At 68.1% G+C, this 24,616-nt stretch carries 28 protein-coding genes; 13 read left to right on the forward strand and 15 right to left on the reverse strand.

Annotated features, from left to right (window positions below; all coding sequences use genetic code 11):
- Positions 1-12: 12 nt before the first annotated feature.
- On the reverse strand, positions 13-525 hold the full coding sequence (locus tag ABD974_RS07875; protein ID WP_345302749.1) for a hypothetical protein: 513 nt from the start codon (positions 523-525) through the stop codon (positions 13-15).
- A gap of 217 nt (positions 526-742) precedes the next feature.
- On the opposite strand from ABD974_RS07875, the gene ABD974_RS07880 reads away from it, so the two are divergent.
- The 9 genes from ABD974_RS07880 (at position 743) to hslU (ending at position 8,785) form a co-directional block, all read left to right on the forward strand.
- Positions 743-2,896, forward strand: coding sequence for a S9 family peptidase (locus tag ABD974_RS07880; protein WP_345302750.1), 2,154 nt, complete (start codon positions 743-745; stop codon positions 2,894-2,896).
- 40 nt (positions 2,897-2,936) lie between these two features.
- Positions 2,937-3,323: a YbaN family protein gene (locus ABD974_RS07885; RefSeq protein WP_345302800.1), complete on the forward strand. Its 387-nt coding sequence runs from the start codon at positions 2,937-2,939 to the stop codon at positions 3,321-3,323.
- 102 nt (positions 3,324-3,425) lie between these two features.
- On the forward strand, positions 3,426-3,644 hold the full coding sequence (lptM, locus tag ABD974_RS07890; RefSeq protein ID WP_345302751.1) for an LPS translocon maturation chaperone LptM: 219 nt from the start codon (positions 3,426-3,428) through the stop codon (positions 3,642-3,644).
- A 3-nt stretch (positions 3,645-3,647) separates the two neighbouring features.
- Positions 3,648-4,502, forward strand: a complete 855-nt coding sequence (gene dapF, locus ABD974_RS07895; protein ID WP_345302752.1) for a diaminopimelate epimerase — start codon at positions 3,648-3,650, stop codon at positions 4,500-4,502.
- A 23-nt stretch (positions 4,503-4,525) separates the two neighbouring features.
- The gene (locus tag ABD974_RS07900; RefSeq protein ID WP_345302753.1) at positions 4,526-5,212 is read left to right on the forward strand and encodes a DUF484 family protein; all 687 of its coding nucleotides are present in this window, start codon (positions 4,526-4,528) and stop codon (positions 5,210-5,212) included.
- 21 nt (positions 5,213-5,233) lie between these two features.
- Positions 5,234-5,665, forward strand: a complete 432-nt coding sequence (locus tag ABD974_RS07905) for a hypothetical protein (protein WP_345302754.1) — start codon at positions 5,234-5,236, stop codon at positions 5,663-5,665.
- Positions 5,650-6,555 carry a tyrosine recombinase XerC gene (gene xerC, locus ABD974_RS07910; protein WP_425562644.1) on the forward strand — a complete coding sequence of 302 codons (906 nt, stop codon included), beginning with the start codon at positions 5,650-5,652 and terminating at the stop codon, positions 6,553-6,555. The genes ABD974_RS07905 and xerC overlap by 16 nt, the downstream gene beginning before the upstream one ends.
- Positions 6,556-6,736: 181 nt before the next feature.
- Entirely contained in the window at positions 6,737-7,288 is a 552-nt protein-coding gene (hslV, locus tag ABD974_RS07915; RefSeq protein WP_345302756.1) for an ATP-dependent protease subunit HslV, read from the forward strand.
- A gap of 129 nt (positions 7,289-7,417) precedes the next feature.
- A complete protein-coding gene (gene hslU / locus ABD974_RS07920; protein WP_486346766.1) occupies positions 7,418-8,785 on the forward strand; it encodes an ATP-dependent protease ATPase subunit HslU in 1,368 nt (455 codons plus the stop codon).
- 563 nt (positions 8,786-9,348) lie between these two features.
- Here the strand turns inward: hslU and ABD974_RS07925 are convergent.
- Positions 9,349-11,037, reverse strand: coding sequence for a GspE/PulE family protein (locus ABD974_RS07925; RefSeq protein WP_345302758.1), 1,689 nt, complete (start codon positions 11,035-11,037; stop codon positions 9,349-9,351).
- 152 nt (positions 11,038-11,189) lie between these two features.
- Between ABD974_RS07925 and ABD974_RS07930 the strand changes: the two genes are divergently transcribed.
- From ABD974_RS07930 to ABD974_RS07940, 3 genes are all read left to right on the forward strand, one after another.
- Complete coding sequence (locus ABD974_RS07930; RefSeq protein WP_345302759.1) at positions 11,190-11,672, forward strand: hypothetical protein; 483 nt, start codon at positions 11,190-11,192, stop codon at positions 11,670-11,672.
- A 100-nt stretch (positions 11,673-11,772) separates the two neighbouring features.
- A complete protein-coding gene (ubiE, locus tag ABD974_RS07935) occupies positions 11,773-12,579 on the forward strand; it encodes a bifunctional demethylmenaquinone methyltransferase/2-methoxy-6-polyprenyl-1,4-benzoquinol methylase UbiE (protein WP_345302760.1) in 807 nt (268 codons plus the stop codon).
- A gap of 73 nt (positions 12,580-12,652) precedes the next feature.
- On the forward strand, positions 12,653-13,330 hold the full coding sequence (locus ABD974_RS07940) for a hypothetical protein (protein WP_345302761.1): 678 nt from the start codon (positions 12,653-12,655) through the stop codon (positions 13,328-13,330).
- Between the two features lie 184 nt (positions 13,331-13,514).
- On the opposite strand, the gene ABD974_RS07945 is transcribed toward ABD974_RS07940, so the two are convergent.
- From ABD974_RS07945 to ABD974_RS08000, 12 genes are all read right to left on the reverse strand, one after another.
- Positions 13,515-14,885 carry an ATP-binding protein gene (locus ABD974_RS07945; RefSeq protein WP_345302801.1) on the reverse strand — a complete coding sequence of 457 codons (1,371 nt, stop codon included), beginning with the start codon at positions 14,883-14,885 and terminating at the stop codon, positions 13,515-13,517.
- Between the two features lie 92 nt (positions 14,886-14,977).
- Complete coding sequence (locus tag ABD974_RS07950) at positions 14,978-15,673, reverse strand: response regulator (protein ID WP_345302762.1); 696 nt, start codon at positions 15,671-15,673, stop codon at positions 14,978-14,980.
- A gap of 21 nt (positions 15,674-15,694) precedes the next feature.
- On the reverse strand, positions 15,695-16,396 hold the full coding sequence (locus ABD974_RS07955) for a tetratricopeptide repeat protein (RefSeq protein WP_345302763.1): 702 nt from the start codon (positions 16,394-16,396) through the stop codon (positions 15,695-15,697).
- A gap of 34 nt (positions 16,397-16,430) precedes the next feature.
- The gene (locus tag ABD974_RS07960) at positions 16,431-17,222 is read right to left on the reverse strand and encodes an SDR family oxidoreductase (RefSeq protein WP_345302802.1); all 792 of its coding nucleotides are present in this window, start codon (positions 17,220-17,222) and stop codon (positions 16,431-16,433) included.
- Positions 17,222-17,911, reverse strand: coding sequence for an iron-containing redox enzyme family protein (locus ABD974_RS07965; RefSeq protein ID WP_345302764.1), 690 nt, complete (start codon positions 17,909-17,911; stop codon positions 17,222-17,224). The genes ABD974_RS07960 and ABD974_RS07965 overlap by 1 nt, the downstream gene beginning before the upstream one ends.
- Positions 17,908-19,440 carry an AMP-binding protein gene (locus ABD974_RS07970; protein WP_345302765.1) on the reverse strand — a complete coding sequence of 511 codons (1,533 nt, stop codon included), beginning with the start codon at positions 19,438-19,440 and terminating at the stop codon, positions 17,908-17,910. Before ABD974_RS07970 ends, ABD974_RS07965 begins: the two co-directional genes overlap by 4 nt.
- Positions 19,437-20,117 (reverse strand): thermostable hemolysin, encoded by a 681-nt coding sequence (locus ABD974_RS07975; RefSeq protein ID WP_345302766.1) that lies wholly within the window; start codon positions 20,115-20,117, stop codon positions 19,437-19,439. The genes ABD974_RS07970 and ABD974_RS07975 overlap by 4 nt, the downstream gene beginning before the upstream one ends.
- 250 nt (positions 20,118-20,367) lie before the next feature.
- Positions 20,368-21,690 (reverse strand): RNA polymerase sigma factor, encoded by a 1,323-nt coding sequence (locus tag ABD974_RS07980; RefSeq protein WP_345302767.1) that lies wholly within the window; start codon positions 21,688-21,690, stop codon positions 20,368-20,370.
- A 50-nt stretch (positions 21,691-21,740) separates the two neighbouring features.
- A complete protein-coding gene (locus ABD974_RS07985; RefSeq protein WP_345302768.1) occupies positions 21,741-22,100 on the reverse strand; it encodes a DUF1428 domain-containing protein in 360 nt (119 codons plus the stop codon).
- Positions 22,101-22,136: 36 nt separating this feature from the next.
- Positions 22,137-22,544 carry a VOC family protein gene (locus ABD974_RS07990; protein ID WP_345302769.1) on the reverse strand — a complete coding sequence of 136 codons (408 nt, stop codon included), beginning with the start codon at positions 22,542-22,544 and terminating at the stop codon, positions 22,137-22,139.
- Between the two features lie 31 nt (positions 22,545-22,575).
- A complete protein-coding gene (locus ABD974_RS07995; protein WP_345302770.1) occupies positions 22,576-22,989 on the reverse strand; it encodes a VOC family protein in 414 nt (137 codons plus the stop codon).
- Positions 22,990-23,024: 35 nt separating this feature from the next.
- Positions 23,025-23,450, reverse strand: a complete 426-nt coding sequence (locus ABD974_RS08000) for a YciI family protein (protein ID WP_345302771.1) — start codon at positions 23,448-23,450, stop codon at positions 23,025-23,027.
- Between the two features lie 203 nt (positions 23,451-23,653).
- Here ABD974_RS08000 and ABD974_RS08005 point away from each other — a divergent pair, with 203 nt between their 5' ends.
- Entirely contained in the window at positions 23,654-24,028 is a 375-nt protein-coding gene (locus tag ABD974_RS08005; protein WP_345302803.1) for a YciI family protein, read from the forward strand.
- A gap of 10 nt (positions 24,029-24,038) precedes the next feature.
- Here the strand turns inward: ABD974_RS08005 and ABD974_RS08010 are convergent, their stop codons facing one another.
- The gene (locus ABD974_RS08010; RefSeq protein WP_345302772.1) at positions 24,039-24,551 is read right to left on the reverse strand and encodes a hypothetical protein; all 513 of its coding nucleotides are present in this window, start codon (positions 24,549-24,551) and stop codon (positions 24,039-24,041) included.
- Positions 24,552-24,616 lie beyond the last annotated feature (65 nt).

The raw sequence follows: 24,616 nt of genomic DNA on the forward strand, positions 1-24,616 counted from the left end.
CCGCCGATGACGTCAGGCGACCGCTGCATGGCGCGCCTCCGTATCGATGACCAGCATGCTCACGCACAGCCGCTGCGGTTGGTCCGGACGCACGGCGCGGACGATCGCTTCGATGGACACGTCGCCGCGTTCGAACAGCACGCCGTAGAACGCGTCGCGCGGCCCGAGGTTCGGGCGCGCCGTGTAACCGGCCGCGATCAGCGCCGCGGACCAGGCCTCCAGATCCAGCGCGCAGACGTCGGACAGATCGTCGTAGCGGCCGGTCTGGTCGTCGCAGGAAAAGACGATCCGCGTCGGCGCACCGCCGCGCGGATCGGGCACGGTGACGAGATTGAGGATCCAGCGCGGATCGACGGCTTCGCCGATGCCGTAGGTACCGGGATCGGACGGATCGGTCGCGACCGGCGTGCCAAGGATCGCCTGCAGGCGATCCGGAACGAGGTCGCCGGGGCCGCGGAGCGATTCGAGCAGGCGCAACACGCGCCGACCGAACGCTTCGCTCCGCTGAAGGGACTGCGATGCCATGCCAACCTCCTTGTTGCCGTGCCTGTCGTCGTGCCTGTCGTCGCGTGCGCGGCGGCGGCGTCGCGCAAGCATCGTTCTTCACAACGAAACGCGGGTCGGCGCACGGCCACCATGACCACCGCCACGGCGCCCGGCGGCGCGGATCTGTCATGCTTGGCCATCGGACTCCGGATTCGTCGCCCTCATGTTTTCACGAAAATTTCACTTACTGATGCTCATGACCCTGCCGCTGACCTCGCTCGCCGCCGATCTGCCCACGCCTCCCGATGCCGCGAAAAAGCCCCATGCGGTCAAGGCCCCGCACGGCGCGGTGCGCAACGACGAGTACTACTGGCTGCGCGACGACACCCGCAAGGACCCGGCGATGCTGGGCTATCTCAACGCCGAGAACGCCTACGCCGATGCGGTGATGGCGCCGCTCAAGCCGCTGCAGGAAACGCTCTACGACGAGATCGTCGGCCGCATCAAGCAGGACGACGATTCGGTGCCGTACCGCGAACGCGGCTACTGGTACTTCAGCCGCTTCAAGGCGGGCCAGGACTATCCGGTGTACATCCGCGCCAGGGCCGCCGCCGACGGCAGCCAGGGCAAGGCCGATGAAGTCCTGCTCGATCTGAACGTGCTGGCCAAGGGCAAGGATTACTACAGCGTCGGCGATTACGCGATCAGCCAGAACAACAGGCTGATGGCCTACGCCGAGGACACCAGCGGCCGCCGCCAGTACACCGTGCGCTTCAGGAACCTCGAGACCGGCGAGCTGTACCCCGACGAGATCAAGGGCGTCTCCGCGAACCTGGTCTGGGCCGACGACGACAAGACCCTGTTCTACGTCGAGAACGACCCCGAGACCCTGCTGACGGTGCGGGTGAAGAAGCACGTGCTGGGCACGCCGGTCAGCACCGACGTCCTGGTCTACGAGGAAGAGGACGACAGCTTCTACATGGGCATCAGCCGCACCCGCGACGACAAGTACATCTGCATCGGCGTGGAAAGCACGGTCTCCAGCGAAATGCGCTGCGCGCCGGCCGCGAAGCCCGAGACCTTCACCGTGCTGGCGCCGCGCCAGCGCGACGTGGAGTACGACGCCGAGCATCTCGACGGCCGCTGGGTGATCCTCACCAACGCGCCGGGCGCCGACGGCAAGCCGGCCGCGAACTACAAACTGATGACTGCGCCCAGCGACGCCACGTCGCGCGCGCAGTGGAAGGAATGGATCGCCCACCGCGACGACGTGTTCCTGCAGGGCTTCGAGCTGTTCGACGGCTTCACCGCGGTCGAGGAGCGTTCCAACGGTCTCGAGCGCATCCGCCTGATCCGCGCCGACGGCGGCGAGGAGTACGTGAAGGCCGACGATCCGGCCTATTCCATGGGCCTGTCGACGAACGCCGAAGCCGACACCCCGTGGCTGCGCTACAGCTACACCTCGATGATCACGCCGGCCACCACCTACGAACTGAACACCGCCACCGGCGAACGCCGGATGCTCAAGCAGCAGCCGGTGATCGGCTACGACGCCACGAAGTACGCCAGCGAACGCGTCTGGGCCACCGCGCGCGACGGCACGAAGATCCCGGTGTCGCTGGTCTACCGCAAGGGCTTCGAGCGCAACGGCAAGGCCGCGCTGCTGCAGTACGCCTACGGCAGTTACGGCAGTTCCACCGACCCGGGCTTCAGCCTGACCAACGTCAGCCTGCTCGATCGCGGCATGGTCTACGCCATCGCCCACATCCGCGGCGGCCAGGAAATGGGCCGCAAGTGGTACGACGACGGCAAGCTGTTCCGCAAGAAGAACACCTTCACCGACTTCATCGACGTCACCGATTTCCTGGTGCGCGAAGGCTATGCCGCGAAGGATCGCGTCGCCGCCTATGGCGGCAGCGCCGGCGGCCTGCTGATGGGCGCGATCTCGAACATGGCGCCGGACCGCTATCGCGTGATCCTGTCGCAGGTGCCGTTCGTCGACGTGGTCACCACGATGCTCGACCCGAGCATTCCGCTGACCACCAACGAATACGACGAGTGGGGCAATCCGGAAAAGAAGGATGCCTACGACTACATGCTGACCTACTCGCCGTACGACAACCTCTCGAAGCAGGCCTATCCGGCGATGTTCGTCGGCACCGGCCTGTGGGATTCGCAGGTGCAGTACTGGGAGCCGGCGAAGTACGTCGCCCGCCTGCGCGATCTCAACACCTCGAAGCAGCCGGTGGTGTTCCGCACGAACATGGATGCGGGCCACGGCGGCAAGTCCGGCCGGTTCCGCCGCTATCGCGAACAGGCCGAGATGTACGCCTTCCTGCTCGACCAGCTCGGCGTGACCGCGGGCAAGTCCGCAGACGGCAATACGTCCGAGAGCCGGTCCGCCGAATGAGACCGTGCGCCCGTCCGCACGCGGACGGGCGCTGCCCGACATGACGTCGCCGCTGCCGCCCACCCGCTTCCGCTGGCTGTGGTGGCTGCTCGCCTACGCCAGCCTCGGGCTGGGCATCGTCGGCATCGTCGTTCCGGGCCTGCCGACGGTCCCGTTCGTCCTGCTCTCCGCCTTCGCCGCCGCGCGCGGTTCGCAGCGGCTGCACGCCCGGTTGCTGGCGCACCGCCGCTTCGGGCCGATGATCGTCGACTGGCAGACCCAGGGTGCGGTGAGCCGGCGCTCGAAATGGCTGGCCACCGGCACCATGAGCCTGTGCGCCGTGATCATGTTTTTCACCGCGCCGCAGTGGTGGATGGCCGCCATCGGCACCGCGATCATGACCGTGGTCGCGACCTGGCTGTGGTGTCGCCCGGAACCGCGCCACTGACGCCCGTCCGCGAGGCCCCGGCGCACCCGCCGCCGGCCACCGCTTCGGCCTGCGCGCCGCGCGGCGCATGAAAAAGGGGATCGCACGCTCTACACTGCGCGCATGAACCGACGCCCCCGCTTCCTGATCGTGGCCATCGTCGCCGGCGCCCTCGCGCTGGCCCTCTCCGGTTGCGGCAACAAGGGCCCGCTGGTGCTGGCCGACGACGTGCCCGCCGACGCCACTGTCCCTGCGCCCGAGACTCCCGCGCCCGCGCCGCCGGCGGAACCCGCCGCGAAGCCGCCCGCGGCCGAAGATCCCGCCGCAAAACCCCCGCGCTGAGCGATGCACGCGCTGCGCTTCACCAAGATGCACGGCGCCGGCAACGACTTCGTCGTGCTGGACCGCCGGCACGACGCCGCGCCGCTGGATCCCGCGCTGTGTCGCGCGCTGGCCGATCGTCGCACCGGCATTGGCTGCGATCAGATTCTCACCATCGAACCACCGCGCAGCATCGGCGCCGCGGCCTCGTACCGCATCTGGAACGCCGACGGCTCGTCCTCGCAGCAATGCGGCAACGGCGCGCGCTGCGTCGCCGCGTGGATGCTGCGCGACAGCGTCGCGCTCGATCCCGAACGCTGCCTCGCCGACCATTTCGAACTCGACAGCCCCGCCGGCACCCATGCCGTCGATGTGCTGGATCTGCATCACTACCGCATCGCCATGGGCCGCCCGATCTTCGCGCCGGCGCGCATCCCGCTGCTCGGCTTCGACGCACCGCAGAGCGAGTACGCGCTGACCTTCGGCGGCGAGACGCTCGCGGTGGGCGCGGTGTCGATGGGCAATCCGCATGCGGTGATCGAAGTCGACGATGTCGACGCCGCGCCGGTCGCCAACTTCGGTCCCGTGCTGCAGCGCCACGCCGCCTTCCCGGAATCGGTGAACGCGGGCTTCGCCCAGGTGGTCGCGCGCGATCGCATCCGCCTGCGCGTGTACGAACGCGGCGTCGGCGAAACCCTCGCCTGCGGCAGCGGCGCCTGCGCCGCGGCGGTGGTGCTGATGCGTCGCGGCCGCGTGGATCGCGACATCGCGGTGGAACTTCCCGGCGGCACGCTGCGCATCGCCTGGCCCGACGACGACGCCGAAGTCGCGATGTCCGGGCCGACGGCGTTCGTGTTCGAAGGGGAATGGTGGTCATGACGCACGAACCGGTGAACCCTCCGATGTACGACAAAGACAAATTCGACAAAGACAGGATCGGCGCCCACGAAATCGCTGCCTGGCTGCGCCGGCACCCGAATTTCCTGCAGCAGTTTCCGGATCTCGCGCTGAGCCTCGTGGTGCCGCGCGAGCAGGGCCCGGCGGCATCGCTGGCCAGCTATCAGCTGGACATCCTGCGCGACAAGAACCGCGAACTTTCGCGGCGCCTGCACGAGTTGTTCGGCAACGCGCAGGAGAACGAGCGGCTCGCCGTGCGCACGCACCAGCTGACCCTGGCGCTGATGAAACAGGACAACGCCGCCGCCACCGTGCGCGCGATGGCCGCCAGCCTGGCGGAGGATTTCAACGGCGATCTGGTGCGGATGGTGTTGTTCGTGCCGATCGCGGGCCTGGAAGATACGGATTGGTTGCAGACGCTGCCCGAAGCGGACGCGCGGCTGTCGCCGTTCCGCGATTGCCTGAAGGACGGCGAGCCGATCTGCGGCCGCCTGCAGCCGGAGAAGAACGCGCTGCTGTACGGCCTGCGCGCGGAAGACGTGCAGTCCAGCGCGCTGCTGCCGCTGCCGGGCGTCGGTCTGATCGCGGTCGGCAGCCGCGATCCCAACCGCTTCTTTCCGGGCATGGGCACGCTGTTCCTGCGGATGATGGGCGAAGCCTTCGCCGCGGCGATGGGCCGGTTCGACGGCTGATCCGGAGGCGACGCTCCCACCATGTCGCCCACCCCGAATGCATGGCTGCTGGTCGCCGCCGCGCTCGATGCGATGGCGGCGCTGCTGCATGTCGGCTGCATCGTTTTCGGCGCCGCGTGGTATCGCTTCTTCGGCGCGGGCGAACGCATGGCGCGGCTCTCCGAAGCGGGCGACTGGCGCCCGATCGTCGTCACGTCGGGCATCGCGATCGTGCTGTCGGTGTGGGCGCTGTACGCGTTGTCCGCCGCGGGCGCGATCGCTGAATTGCCGCTGCTGCGCATCGGCGTGTGCGCGATCACTGCGGTGTTCCTGCTGCGCGGCGTGGGCGGCGCGCTGTATGCGGCCTTCGGCGCGCCTGCCGGCGTCGCCTTCTGGTGGTGGAGTTCCGCGATCTGCCTCGGTATCGGCCTCGTGCATCTGCAGGGTCTGATGCAGGTGTGGGCGCGACCGTGAGCGTGTCTGCAGGCGCGCCGATCGCCGATTTCCTCGCCCATCTGCAGATCGAGCGGCGGATGTCCGCGCACACGCTCGATGCCTATCGGCGCGATCTCGATGCGCTCGCGGCCTGGGCCGCGGCGCAGGGCATCGCCGATCCCGAGGCGCTGCATGCCGAACAGCTGCGCGCCTTCATCGCCGCCGAACACCGGCGCGGCATGTCGCCGAAAAGCCTGCAGCGCCGGTTGTCCGCCTGCCGCAGCTTCTATCGCTGGCTGGTGAAGCATGGCCGCATCGCCGCCAGTCCGGCGGCCGGCATTCGCGCGCCGAAGGCGCCGCGCAAACTGCCGCAGGTGCTCGATGTCGACGAAGCGGTGCAACTGGTCGAACTGCCGACCGATGCGCCGCTGGGTCTGCGCGACCGCGCGATGCTGGAACTGTTCTACAGCTCCGGCCTGCGCCTGAGCGAACTGTGCGCGCTGCGCTGGCGCGATCTCGATCTCGCCGACGGCCTGGTCACCGTGCTCGGCAAGGGCGGCAAGCAGCGCAGCGTGCCGGTGGGTTCGCATGCGCGCAAGGCGCTGGACGACTGGCGCCGCGAATCGCAGGGCCAGGCCGACGGCGCGGTGTTCCCGGGGCGCGGCGGTGCGCCGATCGGCGCGCGCGCGGTGCAGATCCGCCTGCGCCAGCTCGCGCAGCGGCAGGGCCTGTTCAAGCGCGTGCATCCGCATCTGCTGCGGCATTCGTTCGCCAGCCACGTGCTCGAATCGTCCGGCGACCTGCGCGGCGTGCAGGAACTGCTCGGCCACGCCGACATCGCCACCACCCAGATCTACACGCACCTCGACTACCAGCACCTCGCCAAGGTCTACGACGGCGCGCATCCGCGGGCGAAGCGCAAAAGCTGATCGTCTGTCGGTAGAGCGGCCTGACCAGTCATTCGACTGTTGAAAACCAGGCCGCTGCTTTCCCCGGCGCAGAGCAGCGGACTGAAGTCCGCTCTACCGCGTGGATGAACGATGGGTCATCGGTCACCCCTTGCACGGGTGCGGACCGGCCCCCACAACCGGTGGACACCCCGGAGGCCGCATGGACCCCAGCCAGAATCCCAACACCTTCCACGCCACCACCATCGTGTCGGTGCGCCGCAACGGCCGCGTGGTCGTGGCCGGCGACGGCCAGGTCACGCTCGGCCACACGGTGATGAAATCCAACGCGCGCAAGGTGCGCCGGCTCGGCCGCGACGGCCAGGTGCTGGCGGGTTTCGCCGGCGCCGCCGCCGATGCGTTCACCCTGTTCGAGTTGTTCGAATCCAAGCTGGAGAAACACGGCCAGCTCACCCGCGCCGCGGTGGAACTGGCGAAGGATTGGCGCACCGAGCGCCGCTTCGGCAAGCTCGAAGCGCTGCTCGCGGTGGCCGATCGCGAAACCTCGCTGATCGTCAGCGGCACCGGCGACGTGATCGAGCCCGAAGACGGTCTGGTCGCGATCGGCTCCGGCGGCATGTACGCGCTGTCCGCGGCGCGCGCGCTGCTGGCCCACACCGAGATGAACGCGCACGACATCGCGGTCGAATCGCTGAAGATCGCCGGCGACGTGTGCATCTACACCAATCGCAACATCGTCGTCGAAGAACTCTGATTTTTTCTGTAGGAGCGGCTTCAGCCGCGAGTCTCGGGCCTGAAGGCCCTCCTACGAAACCACCGCGATTCCTGTCGCATTCGAAGAATTCGAGCCATGCCCAACAAGACCGAACACGCCAACAGCACGATGACCCCCCGAGAGATCGTGCAGGAACTCGATCGCCACATCGTCGGCCAGAGCGCGGCGAAGCGCGCGGTCGCCATCGCCCTGCGCAACCGCTGGCGGCGCATGCAGCTCGACGACGCGCTGCGCAATGAGGTGATGCCGAAGAACATCCTGATGATCGGCCCCACCGGCGTCGGCAAGACCGAAATCGCGCGCCGCCTCGCGACGCTGGCGAACGCGCCGTTCGTGAAGGTCGAGGCCACGCGCTTCACCGAAGTCGGCTACGTCGGCAAGGACGTGGAGCAGATCGTGCGCGATCTCGCCGACACCGCGGTGAAGATGTATCGCGAACAGGCCAAGGCCCGCGTGCGCGCGCAGGCCGAAGCGCGCGCCGAGGACCGCATCCTCGATGCGCTGCTGCCGCGTCGCGCGCCCGCCAACACCTTCGGTTTCGGCGCATCCGAGCCCGGCGCCGGCGTGCTGGACGTGGGCAGCGGCGAGACCCAGGACAAGGCCGGCGAGACCCGCGCGAAATTCCGCAAGCAACTGCGCGCGGGCGAACTCGACGAGCGCGAGATCGAGATCGAAACCGCGGTCAATGTCGGCGTCGACATCATGGCGCCGCCCGGGATGGAGGAAATGGGCCAGCAGCTGCGGCAGATGTTCTCGAATCTGTCCGGCGGCAAGACCCACACCCGCAAGCTCACGATCCGCGCCGCGCGCGTGCAGCTGATCGAGGAGGAAGCCGCGAAGCTGGTGAACGAGGACGACGTGCGCGAGGCCGCGATCGAAGCCTGCGAGCAGCACGGCATCGTGTTCATCGACGAGATCGACAAGGTCGCCAAGCGCTCCGAGAGCCACGGCGCCGACGTCAGCCGCGAGGGCGTGCAGCGCGATCTGCTGCCGCTGGTCGAAGGCTCCACCGTCAGCACCAAGTACGGCGCGGTGAAGACCGACCACATCCTGTTCATCGCCAGCGGCGCGTTCCACCTCGCCAAGCCCAGCGACCTGATTCCCGAACTGCAGGGCCGCTTCCCGATCCGGGTCGAACTCGGCGCGCTCGGCAAGCAGGATTTCGTGCGTATCCTCACCGAGCCGAAGGCCTCGCTGACGCTGCAGTACGTCGAACTGCTGAAGACCGAAGGCGTCGAACTCGATTTCGCGCCCGAGGCCATCGAGCGCCTGGCCGAGATCGCCACCACCGTCAACGAGCGCCAGGAGAACATCGGCGCGCGTCGCCTGCACACGATCCTCGAACGCCTGCTGGATACGCTCAGCTACGAGGCGCCGGACCGCGGCGGCGCCAAGGTCACGATCGATCGCGCCTACGTCGACCTGCACCTCGGCGAGCTGGTGCAGGATCCGGATCTGTCGCGCTACATCCTCTGATCGTCGTCCCGACATGGGGTGCGCCCCGGCGCCCCGGAATTCCGGCATTTCGATGGTCCGGTGCGCCGGGGCCTGAGGTATCCCCACGAATTTTTCATGAAGCACAGTGATTTCTCAGTTCCGAAGGTATTCGTCATCCGGTTCTGGTCTTGATCTACCGGGGCCCCTGGTCGCGACGGGTTTCGCGGATCAGGCCCAGCGGGCGCGCGGCAGGACGCCGCGCGTTTTTCGACAGGACACGGATGTCCTGTCGAAAAACCCCGCGAAAACCGTGGACCCGGCGCAACGCGCCGGGCGCGACCGACGGGGTGTGCTTTCTTTGGGTTACTTTTCTTTGCACAAGCAAAGAAAAGTGACTCGCTCGCGGCAGCGAGCGAAACCAAGGCCGTGCGGCAGATCGTTCCGTCAGCCTTCGTAGCGAGTTTGATTCGAATCGATCACAAACAGATCCCTCGCCTGCGGCTCTGGATGACAGTCGTATCCAGAATCATCGTAACCCGATGATTCATTGAGGGAAAAAGTGGGGATACCTCAGGCCGGGGCGCACCCTATGCGCGTCTCGATTACTCGGCCCGCACCCGCCACGCTTCGGCCAGCGAGATCGCGCCGCTGCGCGCCAGCCGCACCGCGGCCTGGGTGATCGGCACCATGCCGCCTTCGATCGCGGCGGCGTGGATCGCATCGGCCTCGGCGCCGGGCACGATCAGGCTGCGGATCTTCTGGGTGACGATCATCAGTTCGTACACGGCCTGGCGCTTGTACACGCCGAGGCCTTCGCAGTGGCTGCAGCCGTGGCCGATGTGGAAGACCTCATGGTCGGCCACGCCGAGACGCTCACGCACGTGCGGCTCCACGCGCTCGATCTCGCGGCAGTGCGGGCAGGTCAGCCGCACCAGCCGCTGCGACATCACCGCCAGCAGCGACGCGCGCAGCAGATAGGCCTCGACGCCCAGATCGAGCAGCCGCGTCACCGTGGTCGCGGCGGTGTTGGTGTGCAGCGTGCTCAGCATCAGATGCCCGGTGAGCGCGCTTTCCACCGCGATGTCGGCGGTCTCGCGGTCGCGGATCTCGCCGACCATGATCACGTCGGGATCGTGGCGCAGGAAATTGCGCATCGCGCTGGCGAAGGTGAACCCGGTGGCGCGGTTCACCTGCATCTGCTGGATGTCCTCGATGTGGAATTCCACCGGGTCCTCGATGGTGAGGATGTTGATGCGGCGCTTGCGCATCTCCAGCAGCATCGCGTACAGCGTGGTGGACTTGCCGCAGCCGGTCGGCCCGGTGGTGAGGAACATGCCGTGGCTGCTGTCCATCACGTCGTCGATGCGCTGCCGGTCTTCCGGCGTGAGCCCCAGCTGTTCGAGGTTCCACAGGCTTTCGTTGGTGTCGAGCAGGCGCACCACCACGCTTTCGCCGAACACCGACGGCAGCACCGAAATGCGCAGATCGACCTTGCGCCCGTCGTCCAGCGCGAAGGTGGTGCGGCCGTCCTGCGGACGGCGATGTTCGGCCAGGTTCATCGCCGCCAGCACCTTGATCCGCCCGACCACCGCGGGATGCAGCGCGCGCAGCAGTTGCCGCACCGGCACCAGTTCGTCGTCGATCCGGTACAGCACTTCGGTGCCGCGTTCGCCCGGGCGCAGATGGATGTCCGACGCGCGCCGCGTCACCGCGTCCGCGATCAGGGTCTGCACGATCCGCACCACCGGCCGTTCCTTCGCCAGCCGCTGCGCTTCCACCGGATTGGTCTCGCCGCCCTGCGATTCGGGATCGATGCCCAGCTGCATCGCGACGTCGCGGTCCTCGACGCGGTCGTAGTAATGCGCGATGCCGTCGCGGATGTCGCGCGGCGTCGACACCACCGGGATCACGCGGTCGCGGCTGAGGAAGTCGAGCATGCCCTGCACCTGATGGGTGCCCGGGTCCTCCATCGCCACCGCGATCACCCCGCCGAGGGCGCGCAGCGGCACCGCGCGCAGTTGCCGCGCCATGTCCGGGCCGATCAGGGCGATGGCCTTCGGGTCGGGCTGCAGGTGCGCCAGCCGCGCCAGCGGCAGGCCGAGGGTGCGCGCGACCTCCCAGCTGCGTTCGATGGCGTCGTCGCCCTGCGCCTGCCAGGTGGGCAGGTCGATGCCGCCTTCCGCACCGCCGTCGGCGAAGGCGACCTTCGAATAGGTCTGGAGATAGCGGTCGAGTGCGACGTCGCTGTCGATCAACAGCGGCGCCGCCGGTACGGACGGTTCGAGTGTCATGCGGGCCTCCCCCCTGAGAGACGAGGCCAGTATCGCGCGGGCCGGGGGGCGCGATTTGACCGCGATCATGTTCCGCGACGTCGCGGGTGCGCGCGGCGCGGAGAGACGGTATGGTTTGCGCGCCGTCGCCCCCGACCATGGAGGTCCCCCCGATGCCGTTCGCCCCCACCCTCGACGCGGAGCAGTGCCTGCTCCGGCTGCTGGCGCTGATCCGCGGCCTCGACAGCGTCGCCGGGATCGATGCCGCCCGTCTGCGCACCGCCTTCGGCGTGTCCTTCGACAGAGACGAGAACCGGCTCGGCTTCGGCGAACGCCTGAGCCGCGAGTGGTCGACATCGTTCGAATGGGACCCCGGCCATCCGCATGGCCCGCGCTTCGAATTCGCGTTCGTGCCCGATCCGCCCGGCGCGCATCCCCCCGCGACCGCGATCTGCGCCATCGACTTCGACCGCTTCGCCGCCGAACTCGCCGCGATGGGCTTCAGCCGCGAGACCGTCCACGGCGAACACGGGCGCGTGCTGCACGACGATTTCGAGCGCGGCGAACTGAGCGTCACCGTCTACACCCGCGGCGAGGCCGACGACAGTCCCGAGCGCATCACGCACAGCTGCGTGCGTCGGGTCGTGATGCTTTGAGCCCGGCCCCGGCCCGCACCGCGGCGGTCGCGGGCGTGCCGGGCCGCCCGCGGCGGCGGCCTCCCGGGTCTCCCCGGGGCCGGCGCGGTAAACTGCCGCCATGAATCCGTCCGACACGCCCGACCAGCCCGACACCGACCGGACAGCCTCCGGCGACACCACCCACTTCGGCTTCCGCGACGTGCCCGTCGCCGAGAAGCAGAAGCTCGTCGGCCAGGTGTTCTCCTCGGTCGCCGGCAACTACGACCTGATGAACGACCTGATGAGCCTCGGCATCCATCGGGTCTGGAAGCGCTATTTCGTCGCCACCGCGCAGGTGCGCCCGGGCGACCGCGTGCTGGATCTCGCCGGCGGCACCGGCGACATCGCCGCGCTGCTGAAGGACCGCGTCGGCGACGAAGGCGCGGCTTCTCAAGGGTGTGTCGTGCTCGGCGACATCAACGGCGCGATGCTGCGCGTCGGCCGCGACCGCATGACCGACCGCGGCAACGTCCGCGGTTTCGAATACGTGCAGTGCAACGCCGAGAAATTGCCGTTTCCCGATGGCAGTTTCGATCTGGTCACCATCGCCTTCGGTCTGCGCAACGTCACCGACAAGGACGCCGCGCTGCGCGAGATGCACCGCGTGCTCCGCGTCGGCGGCCAGGCGCGCGTGCTGGAGTTCTCCGAAGTCACCGCCGAATGGTTCAAGCCGATCTACGACTTCCATTCGTTCAAGATCCTGCCCCGGCTTGGGCAGCTGTTCGCGAAGGACAGCGACAGCTACCAGTACCTCGCCGAATCGATCCGCAAGCATCCGCCGCAGGATCAGCTCAAGGGCATGATGCAGACCGCCGGCTTCGAGCGTTGCTCGTACAAGAATCTGTCCGCGGGGATCGTGGCGATCCATACGGGGTATCGGATCTAATTAGGGGATGGGAAAAAATCACTCACATTTTCAGCCAATGCTTCCTGACACACAGGGAAATCAGAACAGTCGCGTGCTGGTAAGAATTGAACGAGATGGAACTAGTCTTGCACTCGTGAGGCTTCATGTTGTCGATCAGCGAGATAGAGAGGAAATCATTCTCACTCACTTCCTTAAAAAGTACTTGCCACTGATCTATCAGCGCGATTGCGGTGTAAACATACTATCTCGCGACGCACCATGGGATTTCGCATTGGAAATTGAGGGTGGCGAAAACTTCAATGTTGAGATCACTTCAATCGCCGATAACAAAAGTTTATTTGAGCTTGAAAGTGCTGAGCGAGAGCTTTCTTCGGCCAAATTGAATAAGAAACTTTCACCTCACAAAATACAAAAGCTCGATAAGCTATTCCCGCGCGAGGAGGATGAGAATTTTTCAAGAGAGGAAAATTCTTTTTTCGAAAAACAAATGATAACCGTATCGTCATTGCCGCCGCCGGCAGAGTCTTACGAGTCGTTGCTCTCGGTAGCTATTTCTGCGAAGGCAAGCAAGAGGCACGGCGGCAAGGAGGAAACGATACTTGTCATAGATGATCAGACAACCGCATTTACTAGTGATGAAATACTTTCTAGTCTTAACAATCTTCAGACAGTCGATCCATTCAAAGAAATTTGGATTTATGTCGGATATTGGGGCACTCTCTCCGGAGACGGCGAGTACACCCTGATTAAGGTCCGGCCCATTGCCTAACGAGTAGCCCGGGTGCGGCCTTCGGTCTTGCCCGGGCAACGAGATCGCCGACGGCTCGAAAAGGCAAAAAGCGTCGCGACTTGCGTCGCTCCTACAGGGAGCAACGGTGTACTGCCGAGTTTTTGCAAAAGCTCGCGGCTGAAGCCGCTCCTACGGGAATCAACGACGCCTGCCTGGTGTACGGTCACGCCGCCGGCAGGCTGACCGTCGCGCGCAGGCCGCCGAGGGTGGGAGAGGCGTCGAGGGCGATGCTGCCGCCGTGCAGTTGCAGGGCCTCGGCGACGATGGCGAGGCCCAGGCCGCTGCCTTCCACGCCGGTGCCGAGTTCGCGGTGGAAGCGTTCGAACACGCGTTCGCGCGCGTGCTCGGGAATGCCCGGGCCTGCATCTTCGACCACCAGCGTCGCGCGGTCGCCGTCGCGGCCGACGCGCACCGCGATGCGGCCGGCGGGCGGGGTGTAGCGCACGGCGTTGTCGATCAGGTTGCGCACCAGCGCGTCGATGACGGACGCGTGGCCGGGCACGTTCGTGGCGTCGAGTGCGAGCTGGAACTGCCCGTCGCCGGCCGCGCCCAGCGCGACCAGATCGCGCTCGTGGCGGCGGACCACGTCGGCGAGGTCGATCGTGGTCGGCGCGGTCGCGACCATGCCGCTTTCGATCCGGCTCAGCGCGAGCAATTGCGCGACCAGGCGCTCCATGCGCAGGATGCCGGCATCGAGATGCGCCTGCGATTGCGCGCGTTCCGCGTCGTCGTTCGCATGATTCAGGTTGTAGGCGTGCACTTTCAGCGCGGCGAGCGGCGTGCGCAGTTCGTGCGCGGCGTCGGCGGTGAAGCGGCGCTCGCGGGCGAGGCCGCTCTGGAGACGCGCCAACAGGCCGTTCACCGCCTGCACCAGCCCGAACACCTCGCGCGGTACGCGCGCGAGCCGGATCGGTTCCAGCCGTTCGGGCGCGCGCAGCGCCACCGCATCGGAGACGCGCTGCAGGCTGCGGCAGGCCCAGCCCACCGCGAACCAGACGAACACCGCGAGCAGCGGCAGCGCCGCGAGCAGCGGCAGCATCGTGCCGACCGCGATTTCCTCGGCGATTTCCTCGCGGATCGCGGACAGTTCGCCCGACTGGTACCAGTGGCCGGACGGCGATTTCAGGGTGAAGGTGCGCCAGTGTTCGCCGTCGATGATCTGATCGGCGAACCCGGGGATCAGCGGTGCCAGCCGACGGTCGGGGCCGCTGTCGGAGCGCAGCAGCAGCGTGCCGCGCGCGTCGCGCACCTGGAACGCGAGTTTGGTTTCGTAGGCATGGCCGTCTGACATCGCCAGCGCGTCGCCCTTGCCTTCGGCGCGGCCATGCCAGACCGCGATCACCCGCGCTTCGCTGTCGTCCGGCCGCGCATCGAGCTCGGACAGCGGTTCGTCGACCAGACTCATCAGCACCCGCGAGGAATGCGCGAGTTTCGCGTCGAACAGTTCGCCCGCTTCCTGCAGGCCGGCGCGATAACTGAAGGCGGCCGCCACCAGCAGCACCAGGGTGGTGATGCCGAGGATCGACAGCAGCAGCGCGCGCCGGATCGAGATCATGCCGGGCGGAGACACCGCGGTCGCGAGGGCGTCGGTACGCGGCCCGCTGCCGCCGATGATGTCGTGCGCGCTCATGCCGGCGTGGCGCCGTCGGCGTCGCCCTGCGCCACTTTCTCGTCCAGTGCGTAGCCGATGCCGCGGAGGGTACGGATCAGCGCGGGATCGAGCTTCTTGCGCAGCGCGTGCACATGCACGTCGAGCGCGTTGCTGGCAACGTCCTCGTCCCAGCCGTACAGCCGCTGCTGCGCGGATTCGCGCGAGATCGGCCGGCCGCGGTGTTCCATCAGCAGCCGCAGCAGGGCGAATTCGCGTCGCGGCAGATCCAGCGATTTCCCGCGCCACACCACGTCCAGCCGCGCCGGATCGAGTTCCAGCGCGCCGATGCGCAACGTCGGCTGCGCGCGTCCGCCGGTGCGCCGCAGCAGCGCGCGCGCGCGGGCGAGCAGTTCCTGGGTGTCGAAGGGTTTGCCGAGGTAATCGTCGGCGCCGGCATCGAGGCCGAGGGTGCGGTCGCTGGCGCGCTCGCGCGCGCTCAGCACCAGGATCGGACTGTCCACGCCGGCGCGACGGGCCTGGCGGATCACCTCCATGCCGTCCATGTTCGGCAGGCCGAGATCCAGCACGGTGAGGTCGATGCCGCCGTCCTTCAGCGCGGCCAGCGCGCTGGCGCCGTCGCGCAGCCAGTCGACGGTGAAGGCCGCGCGTCGCAGCGCGGTGCGGAGGCCTTCACCCAGGGATTCGTCGTCTTCGACCAGCAGGATGCGCATCCGCGCAGTGTGGAGCGGCGCTCAGCGCGCCGCAAGCTTGGTGCGGACCTTGGCCAGCAGCGCGGCGACCTCCTTGCGGCGGCCCTGATCGGCGAGTTCGCGGCCGGGTCGGGCCGGAGCGGCGAGGGCCTTTTCCAGCGCCGCGGCGGCACCCTTCCAGTCGCCCTGGCGATGCAGGAAATCGCCGTAGAAATAATTGCTGTCGATGCCGTTGGGGTTCGCCTGCAGGCCCTTGCGCAGCAGCTCGCGCGCCTTGTCGTCGTCGCCGAAACCGATCGGCCAGCCCGGCACCTGGTAATACAGCACGCCCAGACTGGTGTAGGCGGACCCGTCGAGGGCGTTCGGATCGAGTTTGATCGCCTGTTCGAAATCGGCCTTGGCCTGTTTGGCCAGACCCATCGCGCCGAGTCCGCCGCGTTCGCCGGCGTAGCTGGACAGCACGATGCCTTCCCAGACCAGTGCGTTGGCGTCCTTCGGCTGCGCGGAGCGCGCCGCCGCGGCCTGTTTGGCCAAGGCTTCGAACGCGGCCTCGCGCTGCGCTTTCGGGGTGCTGTAGTTCACCTCGGCCCAGCGGTCGCGCACGGCGACGACCTGCGGCGAGGGATCGCCAGCGATGGCGAAGGCGGCGGCGGTGAGACAGGCGGCGCCGAGCGCGGCGGCGAGCAGGCGCTGGCGGAGACGGGACTGGCGAAAGCCGGACGGGTGAAAGCGCGACACGATCATGACGATTCTCCTTGGAACGGGATGTGCGGCCGCATCACGCGCGGGCGTGGCGACGCACGATGGACAGTTGGGATTTGAGGTTGCGGTCGACCAGACCGGGCAGCGCGCCGTTGAGGCGCGCGAACAGCTTTTCCGGCCAACCGAGCTGCAGCCGCGACCGGCCGCTGGCGATGGCGGCGACGAGCTGCGCGGCGACGTCCGCGGGCTCGTCCTGCGCGACCTTCATCTCGCGGTTCATCGCGTCCACCTGCGGCGTGTTGAACGCGGTGCGGGTGGCGCGCGGCGACAGATACTGGAAACGCAGGCCGCTGTCGGCATGCTCGCGCGCCAGCCCTTCCATCAGCCCGCGCAGCCCGAACTTGGTCGCGCTGTACGCGGCGAAGCCCGGAAACGCGAGGCTGCCGAAGGTCGAACCGACCGCGACCACCGCCGCCTGTTCGTGCCGTTTCAGCATCGGCAGCAGTGCATGGATCAACAGCATCGGTGCGGTGAGATTGGTGTCGATCAGTGCGCGCAGCGCCTCCGGCGACTGATCCTCGAACAGGCCGAACGCGCTCTGCGCATGGGCCAGCACCAGCAGCGACGGCGGACGTTGCAGCGTGCCCGCCACGGCGACCAGATGCGCGCGCCCGGCGTCGGTGGCCAGGTCCGCGACCAGCGGCGCCACGCGTCCGGAGGGATGGCGCGCGACGATGGCGTTCAGGCGGGCATCGTCGCGACCGATCGCGACGACGCGCGCGCCCGCGGCCACCAGCGCGTCGCACAGCGCGCTGCCGATGCCGCCGCTGGCGCCGGTCAGCAGCACGGTGCGGTCGGTCAGCGCGATCATGCGGCCTCCGCCAGCGCGTCGCGGCCGTCGCGCAGCGTGCGGAACACGTCGCCGTACAGCTTGTAGAAGCGTTTCGCGGCGTGGATCACCGCGCAGCGATCGTCCTCGTGCTCCAGCCGATTCATCAACTGCTCGTAGAAGCCGGTGTGCTCGATGTCGAGATCGCCGTGCGAACGCAGATAGCTGAAGGCGTTGCGCGGCAGGCCCAGCGTGTGCTCGATGGTTTCGGCGGCGCGCGTGGCCAGCGCCACGCTGGTGCCTTCCAGCACCAGCACCATGCCGAAGAAACCGACCGGATTGCCGCGGGCGATGGTGTCGTAGGCGTAGGCGATCATCAGTTCGGTGGCTTCCGACGGTTCGCCGCCGGCGATCGCGGCGCGGTCGGCGCCGCAGGCTTGCAGATCGTCGAGGATCCACTCGTGGTGGCCCATTTCCTCTTCGATGTATTCGCCCACCGCCGTACGCAGCCATTCCAGACGCGCCGGCAGGCGTCCGCCGCAGGCCATCAGCAGCGGCACGGTGTGACGCACGTGATGGAAGGCCTGGGTGAGGAAGGCGGTGTAGTCGTCCAGCGCGATGCGACCGGCCAGCGCCTCCTGGATGATCGGGATGGCGATCAGCGCGTTGCGTTCGCGCACGGTCTCGGCCAGCAGACGGTCGTGAAAGGGAAGAGCGGGCGAGGTCATGCGTCGACTCCGGACAACGATGAAAGGGGAACGATGGATGCCGACGAGGAAGCGGATGCGTCGGCGTAGCGCGACGCGACGGCGTCGCGGTAGCGCGCGAGGATGGCGTCGCGGCGCGGCCGGCCGTTGCTGGTCAGCAGGCCGTCGGCGAAGGAGAACGGGGCGTCGGCGCGGACGATGTCGCGGACCTGGGCGTAGTCGGGCAGACCGCGGTTGATTCCGTCCAGCGCCTGTCGCAGCGCGCTGTCGTCGAGATCGGCGCGGCGCGGCCACACGATCGCGACGTTGAACGGCCGCGCTTCGCCGTACACCACCGCCTGCGCGAACGCCGGATGCTGCAGCAGTTCGCTCTCCACCCATTCGGGCGAGACGTTGCGGCCGAACGAGGTGATGAAGACGTTCTTGCGGCGGCCGGTGATGTGGACGAAACCGTCGGCGTCGACATGGCCGAGGTCGCCGGTGGCGACCCTGCCGTTCGCAAGCGCGTCGGCGGCCGGACCGTCCTCGCCGAGATAGCCGAGGCAACGCACGCCTTCGACGAACAGTTCGCCGTCGCGCACGGTCACCGTCGCGTGCGGCAGCGGCTTGCCGACGCTGCCGGCGCGCTGCGCGCCCGGACGGTTGAGGCAGACCACCGAGGCGCATTCGCTGAGGCCATAGCCTTCGTACACCGGCAGGCCCAGGGCTTCGGCGCGCGCGATCAGCGCCGGTCCGACGCGGCCGCCGCCGACCGCGAGGAACTTCAGCGAATCCGGCAGTTGCGCGCCCTGTTCGGCGGCCATCACCAGCGCCAGCAGCAGTTGCGGCAACAGGATCGCGCTCTCCGGGCGATAGCGATGCAGGCAGGCGAGGAGCGTCGGCACATCGAGGCCGGCGGCACCGGTGTAGCCGACTTCGGCCAGCGGCGGCACCGCGATCTCGGCGCCGGAGATCAGCGCGGCGTAGAGGCCGGCGACGTTCTCCAGCAGCGTCGACAGCGGCATCAGGCACAGATGCCGCGTCGGCGACAGCGGCGCCGCGGCCTCGGCCAGCGATGCGGCCACGGCGTACAGCGCGCCGGCATCGAGACACACGCCTTTCGGCGCGCCGGTGGTGCCGGAGGTGTAGGTGATGGTGGCGGTGCCGGCGGGCAGCGTGGTCGACAGCGGCAACAGCCGCAGCAGGGTCAGCGCATCGCCGAGCGCGACCGCCGGTGCCGTCGCGAACGTCTCCGGCAGCGGCGCGTTGGCCGGCACCACCAGCGCGTCGGCGCCGCTGCCGATCAGCGCATGCATCGTCTGCGCCGGAGAGAAGAACGTCGGCAGCGGCACGTGCACCCGGCCGAGCCGGCGGATCGCGAGATCCAGCGCGAGCCACGCGGGCCCGTTGTCGAGCCGGCTGGCGATGCGCTGCGCGCCTGAGGCTTCGAGCGCATCGGCGAAGGCGCGCACCTGCGCGCCGAGTTCGGCGTCGGTCCACGCGCCATCGCGCCAGCGCACCCGCGGCGCGGGGCCGTCGAGACGTTCGATCAGGGTCGCGAAATCGTTCACAGCGCCCCCGCGAAAGAGAACATCGCCGGCCAGCTCGGGGATGCGTCGGGCAACCGCTGCGTCCGTTCGAGATAGGCGTGACCGGCGGCGATGTCGCCGAACAGCAATTGCGGCTGCGTTTCGTAGTAACGACCCCAGGCGTTGCCGTCGCCATCGAGCCGCGAGGCGTCGGCATCGGCCAGAGTCACCGTGGCCAGGTGCAGGCGGTCGAAAGCGTTGCGCAGTTGCCGGGTGGCCGCGAACAGCACCCAGCGGAAGCCCGCCGCGTGCAGCCAGTGGGTGAGATGCAGGATCAGCTCGCGCGCGTCGCCGCTGGAGAGCGCGCCGAAATTGCCCACTTCCACCAGCCGGTCGCGCGTCACCCCGCGACCGACGACCGCGGCGATGGCGTCCTCGGCGCTGCCGTCGAGATACTGCTCGACGAACAGCGGGCCCTCGTGGCCGCAGCGCAATCCGACCGCAGCCTGCAGGCCGCCGGCGGCATTGCGGAAGGCGAGCAGATGCGGCAGGAACGCGGTCAGCCGTGCGTCGTAACGCGCGCGATAGACCTGGGCGATGAAGGCCTCGGTGTCGGCGCGGCGCGGATCGCCGGGATCGATCAGGGCGCCATCGGTGAAGGCGCGGCCATCGAGGGTGCGCGTGCGTCGCAGCGTGGCGGGAAAGGTGGTCGGTGTCATGTGGACGCATGCTGTCCACCGCCGATTAAGCATCGATGAGCCGATTGTTAGGCCGATGTAAGCGAATGCTTCGGAATCCGTATGCCCATCGCCGCGCGATGAGACGACGCGCACGCGTTTGACGCGAAGTTAACGCGGGCTTGTCGAAATCATGACGATTCGGCGCATCGCGCGAGAATCGTTCGCGCTTGCGACGAAATGGAACGAACCATGCGATCCGTCGACACGATGGACGCGGAACTTTCCGATGTCAGTCGTGCGCGGCCGTACAGGCCGCCGCCCGGTCGCGCATCAAGGCGCGGTCGCGCGCGTTGCCGGCGAGGTCCGCGGCGCGTTCGAACGCGATCCGGGCTTCGTCGCGACGTCCGAGCTGCAGCAGCAGATCGGCGCGGACCGCGTGCAGCAGGCCGTAGTCGCGCAGCTGCGGCGCGTTGCGCAGCGCGTCGACCAGCGGCAGCGCCGCGGCCGGGCCCTCGGCGCGCGCCACCGCCACCGCGCGATTGAGTTCGATCACCGGCGAGGGCGCGACCCGGGCCAGCACCGCATACAGCGCGGCGATCCGCGGCCAGTCGGTGTCCTGCGCGCGGCGGGCGCGGGCGTGGCAGGCGGCGATCGCGGCCTGCAGGGCATAGCTGCCCGGTGCGCCGCCCGCGGCGAGCCGCTGCGCGCGCTCCAGTGCGGCGAGGCCGCGCTGGATCTGCAGCCGATCCCAGCGATGACGGTCCTGGTCCATCAGCAGGATCGGACTGCCGTCGACGGCGACGCGCGCCTTCGCGCGCGAGGCCTGCAGTTCCATCAGCGCGAGCAGGCCGAAGACTTCGCTTTCGTCCGGCAGCAGGCCGGCGAGCACGCGTCCGAGCCGCAGCGCCTCGTCGCATAGGCCCGGCCGCATCCAGTCCTCGCCGGCGCTGGCGGCGTAGCCTTCGTTGAACACCAGATAGATCGCTTCCAGCACCGCGCCCAGCCGTTCGCCCAGCTCCGCCCGGCGCGGCACCTCGAACGGCACCTGTTTCTCGGCCAGCGTGCGCTTGGCGCGCACGATGCGCTGCGCCACCGTCGGTTCCGGCTGCAGGAACGCGCGCGCGATCTCGGTGGTGCTCAGGCCGCCGAGCAGGCGCAGGGTCAGGGCCACCCGCGATTCCGACGGCAGCACCGGATGGCAGGCCACGAACATCAGCCGCAGCAGGTCGTCGCCGATGTCGTCGTCCGCGTCGCGCGCGGCGTGATCGTCCTGCATGTCCTTCCCCTGCGCCTCCAGTTCGAGGCCGAACTCGACCTGCTTGCGCGCATGCAGCGCGCGCTGGCGCAGGTGATCGATGGCGCGGCGCTTGCTCGCGGTCATCAGCCAGGCGGCGGGGTTGTCGGGCATGCCGTCGGCCGGCCAGCGTTCCAGCGCGGAGAGCAGCACGTCCTGCGTCAGCTCCTCCGCCACGCCGACGTCGCCGGTCATGCGCGCGATGCGCGCCACCAGCCGCGGCGATTCCATCCGCCACAGCGCGTCCAGGGTCCGGTGCAGGCGTTCGTCGGTCATCGGCGGCGATGACACCACCGCCGCCGCGAGGCCGCAAGCCATTGCGGAATGCACGCCGGTCGTCGCGCCCGCACCCGCACTCGCATCCGCCCTCAGATCTGGACGATGGGTTTGAACCCGCCCCAGAACATGCGCTTGCCGTCGAACGGCATCTTGCCGGGCGGGCAGATCGCGGACATGCGCGGGTCGGCCATCACCTTCGCGTTGATCCTGTCGCGCTGCGCGCGCGACTTGTAGACGATCCACGAGAACACCACCACCTCATCGGGCTTGAGTTTCACCGCCTGCGGGAACGACGTGTGCTTGCCCGGCTTCACGTCGTCCTCCACGCATTCGTAGTACTCGAGCGCGCCGTATTCCATCCAGATCTTCCCGGCCTTGCGGGCGATGGCGCGATAGGCGGCGAGATTCTTCTTCGGCACGGGCAGGACGAATCCGTCGACGTAGGGCATGGTCTGTCTCCTCGAAGTGAATGAAGCGATCGTGCTTCAGGACTGCTGGAATTCGGCTTCGTTCATCCAGAACACCTCCCACAGGTGTCCGTCGAGATCCTCGAAGCCGTGCTGATACATGAAACCGTGGTCCTGCACCGCCATCGGCGTCGCCGCGCCGGCGGCCACCGCCTTCGCCACCAGCGCGTCGACCTCCCCGCGCGATTCGCAGGACAGCGCCAGCAGCACTTCGGTGGCGGCATGGGCGTCGGCGACCGGTTTGCGGGTGAAACCGGCGAAGAACGGCGTGGTCAGCAGCATCACCTGGATGTGTTCCGAGATCACCAGGCAGGTGGCGTCCTCGTTGCTGAACTTCGGATTGAACGCGAAACCCAGCGCCGAGAAGAAATCGATCGAACGCCGCAGGTCGGCGATGGGGAGATTGACGAAAAGCGAAGTCGGCATGATGAAGATCCTGTGCGTTGCGGATGCGGGGTCAGTCGGGCTGCTTCATGCAGTTGACCATCCACGGCTTGCCGAAGCGGTCGGTGAACGCGCCCCAGCGGTGCGCCCAGAAGGTTTCCTGCAGCGGCATCTGCACCTCGCCACCCGCGGACAGCGCGGCGTAGATGCGCTCGGCCTCCTCGATGCTGTCCACGTCGACGTTGACGCAGGTGCCCTGGCCGGAGGCGTGATGCGGTGGCGGACCGTCGGCGCCCATCAGCACCGCACCGGCGGCCTCCAGCTGGCAGTGCATGATGCGGTTGCGGCTGTCGACGGGAATCTGGTCGCACATCGGCGAGTCGCCGTAGGTCATGCGCATGACGATCTCGCCGCGGAACACCTCGCGGTACAGATCGAAGGCGGCGCGGCAGTTGCCGTCGAAGTTCAGGCAAGCGATGAAACGCATGGCGGCCTCCGTGAGGTGTTCGGCGAAACAAGTGGTCAGTCTTTGCGCTCGATGCTCATCTGCAGCCGCGCTTCGCGCTCGCGCAGTTCGGGCGTGTAGGCTTCGCCGAAGTCGTCCGCCTCGAACAGCGGCCGGATCTCGATCTCGCACGGCGTCGGATGCGGATTGGGGCAGCGCCGCACCCATTCGATCGCTTCGTCCAGCGAACGCACCTGCCACAGCCAGAAGCCCGCGATCAGTTCCTTGGTCTCGGCGAACGGGCCGTCGATCACCCGTCGCGACGGGCCGTCGAACTGCACGCGCGCGCCCTGCGACGTGGGCTTCAGACCTTCGCCCGCCAGCAGGATGCCGGCGTTCGCCAGGTCTTCGTTGTAGCGGGTCATGGCCGTCAGCAGCGATTGATCCGGCATCACGCCGGCTTCGGAGTCTGCGGTGGCCTTCACGATCACCATCACTTTCATGGTCGGGTCCTCGCGGGTCGATGTCGGAATTGCGGCAAGGCCTGCATGGCCCACATCCATGACGACGGCCGGGGGCGCGCGGAATCGACACGTCCGTGAAAAAAATTTCGCGCCGGATTTCGCGCCCGATCCGGCACGGGTCCACGCCGGCGGTCTGAGGCATCATGGGCGTACCCGTCGCGACCGCCCGAGAGGCCTCCCCGATGCAGTATCTGCTGCTGGTCTACACCGATCCCGAACTGATGGCCACGCTGCCGCCGGCCGAGTACGACCGGCTGATGCATGGCTGCATCACCCACGCAGACGAACTCCGCGCCGGGGGGTGCCTGCTCGGCTCGCAGCAACTGGAGGCGCCGGCCACCGCCCGCACCGTCCGCGTGCGCGAAGGCGCCGCGCGGGTCACCGACGGCCCCTTCGCCGAAACCAAGGAACTGCTGGCCGGCTTCAACCTGATCGAGGCCGACAGCCTCGACGACGCCGTCCGCATCGCCCACGAATTCCCGTGGATCCGCTACGGCAGCATCGAAGTGCGGCCGGTACGCGATTTCGAAGCGGTCCGCAGGCGGGTGGGGGCGTAGGAAGGCGCCGTCAGCGGCGCGCTTCGCAGTCCTCGACGATCCGGCGCAGCGCGACCGATTGCGGTTCTTCCGGCGGGTCTTCTGCCCGCGTGTAGAGCGCGACGAATTTCCTGCCGCCCGGGGTCTCGCCGAACGCCCGCAACCCGCGATGGTCGTCCTCCGACAACGTGATCGCATCGTCGACGGCGATGCCGTGCGACAGCCGGAAATTCTGGCGTGCGTAGGCGTGCAGCGTCCTGCCGAGCGCGGACGCATTGAAGGCATCCGCCTCGGCGCGTTCTTCCGCAGTGAACGTCGTCGCCAGCAGCGCCTCGAAGGCCGGCGCCAGCGCATCGCCGTCGACGGCCAGAAGGCAGTTCTTGACCGCAGGCGCCGCGTTTTCGTTCTGCGAGACGCCCAGTCGCACGCCTTCGATCAGGGCCTGGGAAAAGAACCGGGCCGTCGGGCCCGGAGACTCGTCGGCCGATGCGTCGGGCGCGATGCACAGGAGCGCGAGCAGGCAGAGAGCGGGCCGGACGATCATCGGAGGTCCTCGTCGAATGAAAGGCATTTGTGGAAGGCGCTTGCGGCCGATATGGCGGGCGATCG

This window comes from Lysobacter hankyongensis (assembly GCF_039543145.1).
GTDB lineage: Bacteria > Pseudomonadota > Gammaproteobacteria > Xanthomonadales > Xanthomonadaceae > Lysobacter_I > Lysobacter_I hankyongensis.

Coding starts and splice junctions, on each gene's coding strand:
- ABD974_RS07985 (WP_345302768.1), bottom strand. CDS start 22,100: ATGCCCTACGTCGACGGATTCGTCCTGCCCGTGCCGAAGAAGAATCTC.
- ABD974_RS08005 (WP_345302803.1), top strand. CDS start 23,654: ATGCAGTATCTGCTGCTGGTCTACACCGATCCCGAACTGATGGCCACG.
- ABD974_RS07975 (WP_345302766.1), bottom strand. CDS start 20,117: ATGACACCGACCACCTTTCCCGCCACGCTGCGACGCACGCGCACCCTC.
- ABD974_RS07880 (WP_345302750.1), top strand. CDS start 743: ATGACCCTGCCGCTGACCTCGCTCGCCGCCGATCTGCCCACGCCTCCC.
- hslU (WP_486346766.1), top strand. CDS start 7,418: ATGACCCCCCGAGAGATCGTGCAGGAACTCGATCGCCACATCGTCGGC.
- ABD974_RS07885 (WP_345302800.1), top strand. CDS start 2,937: ATGACGTCGCCGCTGCCGCCCACCCGCTTCCGCTGGCTGTGGTGGCTG.
- ABD974_RS07875 (WP_345302749.1), bottom strand. CDS start 525: ATGGCATCGCAGTCCCTTCAGCGGAGCGAAGCGTTCGGTCGGCGCGTG.
- ABD974_RS07925 (WP_345302758.1), bottom strand. CDS start 11,037: ATGACACTCGAACCGTCCGTACCGGCGGCGCCGCTGTTGATCGACAGC.
- ABD974_RS07955 (WP_345302763.1), bottom strand. CDS start 16,396: ATGATCGTGTCGCGCTTTCACCCGTCCGGCTTTCGCCAGTCCCGTCTC.
- ABD974_RS07905 (WP_345302754.1), top strand. CDS start 5,234: ATGTCGCCCACCCCGAATGCATGGCTGCTGGTCGCCGCCGCGCTCGAT.
- ABD974_RS07900 (WP_345302753.1), top strand. CDS start 4,526: ATGTACGACAAAGACAAATTCGACAAAGACAGGATCGGCGCCCACGAA.
- ABD974_RS07980 (WP_345302767.1), bottom strand. CDS start 21,690: ATGGCTTGCGGCCTCGCGGCGGCGGTGGTGTCATCGCCGCCGATGACC.
- dapF (WP_345302752.1), top strand. CDS start 3,648: ATGCACGCGCTGCGCTTCACCAAGATGCACGGCGCCGGCAACGACTTC.
- ABD974_RS07930 (WP_345302759.1), top strand. CDS start 11,190: ATGCCGTTCGCCCCCACCCTCGACGCGGAGCAGTGCCTGCTCCGGCTG.
- ABD974_RS07950 (WP_345302762.1), bottom strand. CDS start 15,673: ATGCGCATCCTGCTGGTCGAAGACGACGAATCCCTGGGTGAAGGCCTC.
- hslV (WP_345302756.1), top strand. CDS start 6,737: ATGGACCCCAGCCAGAATCCCAACACCTTCCACGCCACCACCATCGTG.
- ABD974_RS07990 (WP_345302769.1), bottom strand. CDS start 22,544: ATGCCGACTTCGCTTTTCGTCAATCTCCCCATCGCCGACCTGCGGCGT.
- ubiE (WP_345302760.1), top strand. CDS start 11,773: ATGAATCCGTCCGACACGCCCGACCAGCCCGACACCGACCGGACAGCC.
- ABD974_RS08000 (WP_345302771.1), bottom strand. CDS start 23,450: ATGAAAGTGATGGTGATCGTGAAGGCCACCGCAGACTCCGAAGCCGGC.
- ABD974_RS07965 (WP_345302764.1), bottom strand. CDS start 17,911: ATGACCTCGCCCGCTCTTCCCTTTCACGACCGTCTGCTGGCCGAGACC.
- lptM (WP_345302751.1), top strand. CDS start 3,426: ATGAACCGACGCCCCCGCTTCCTGATCGTGGCCATCGTCGCCGGCGCC.
- ABD974_RS07995 (WP_345302770.1), bottom strand. CDS start 22,989: ATGCGTTTCATCGCTTGCCTGAACTTCGACGGCAACTGCCGCGCCGCC.
- ABD974_RS08010 (WP_345302772.1), bottom strand. CDS start 24,551: ATGATCGTCCGGCCCGCTCTCTGCCTGCTCGCGCTCCTGTGCATCGCG.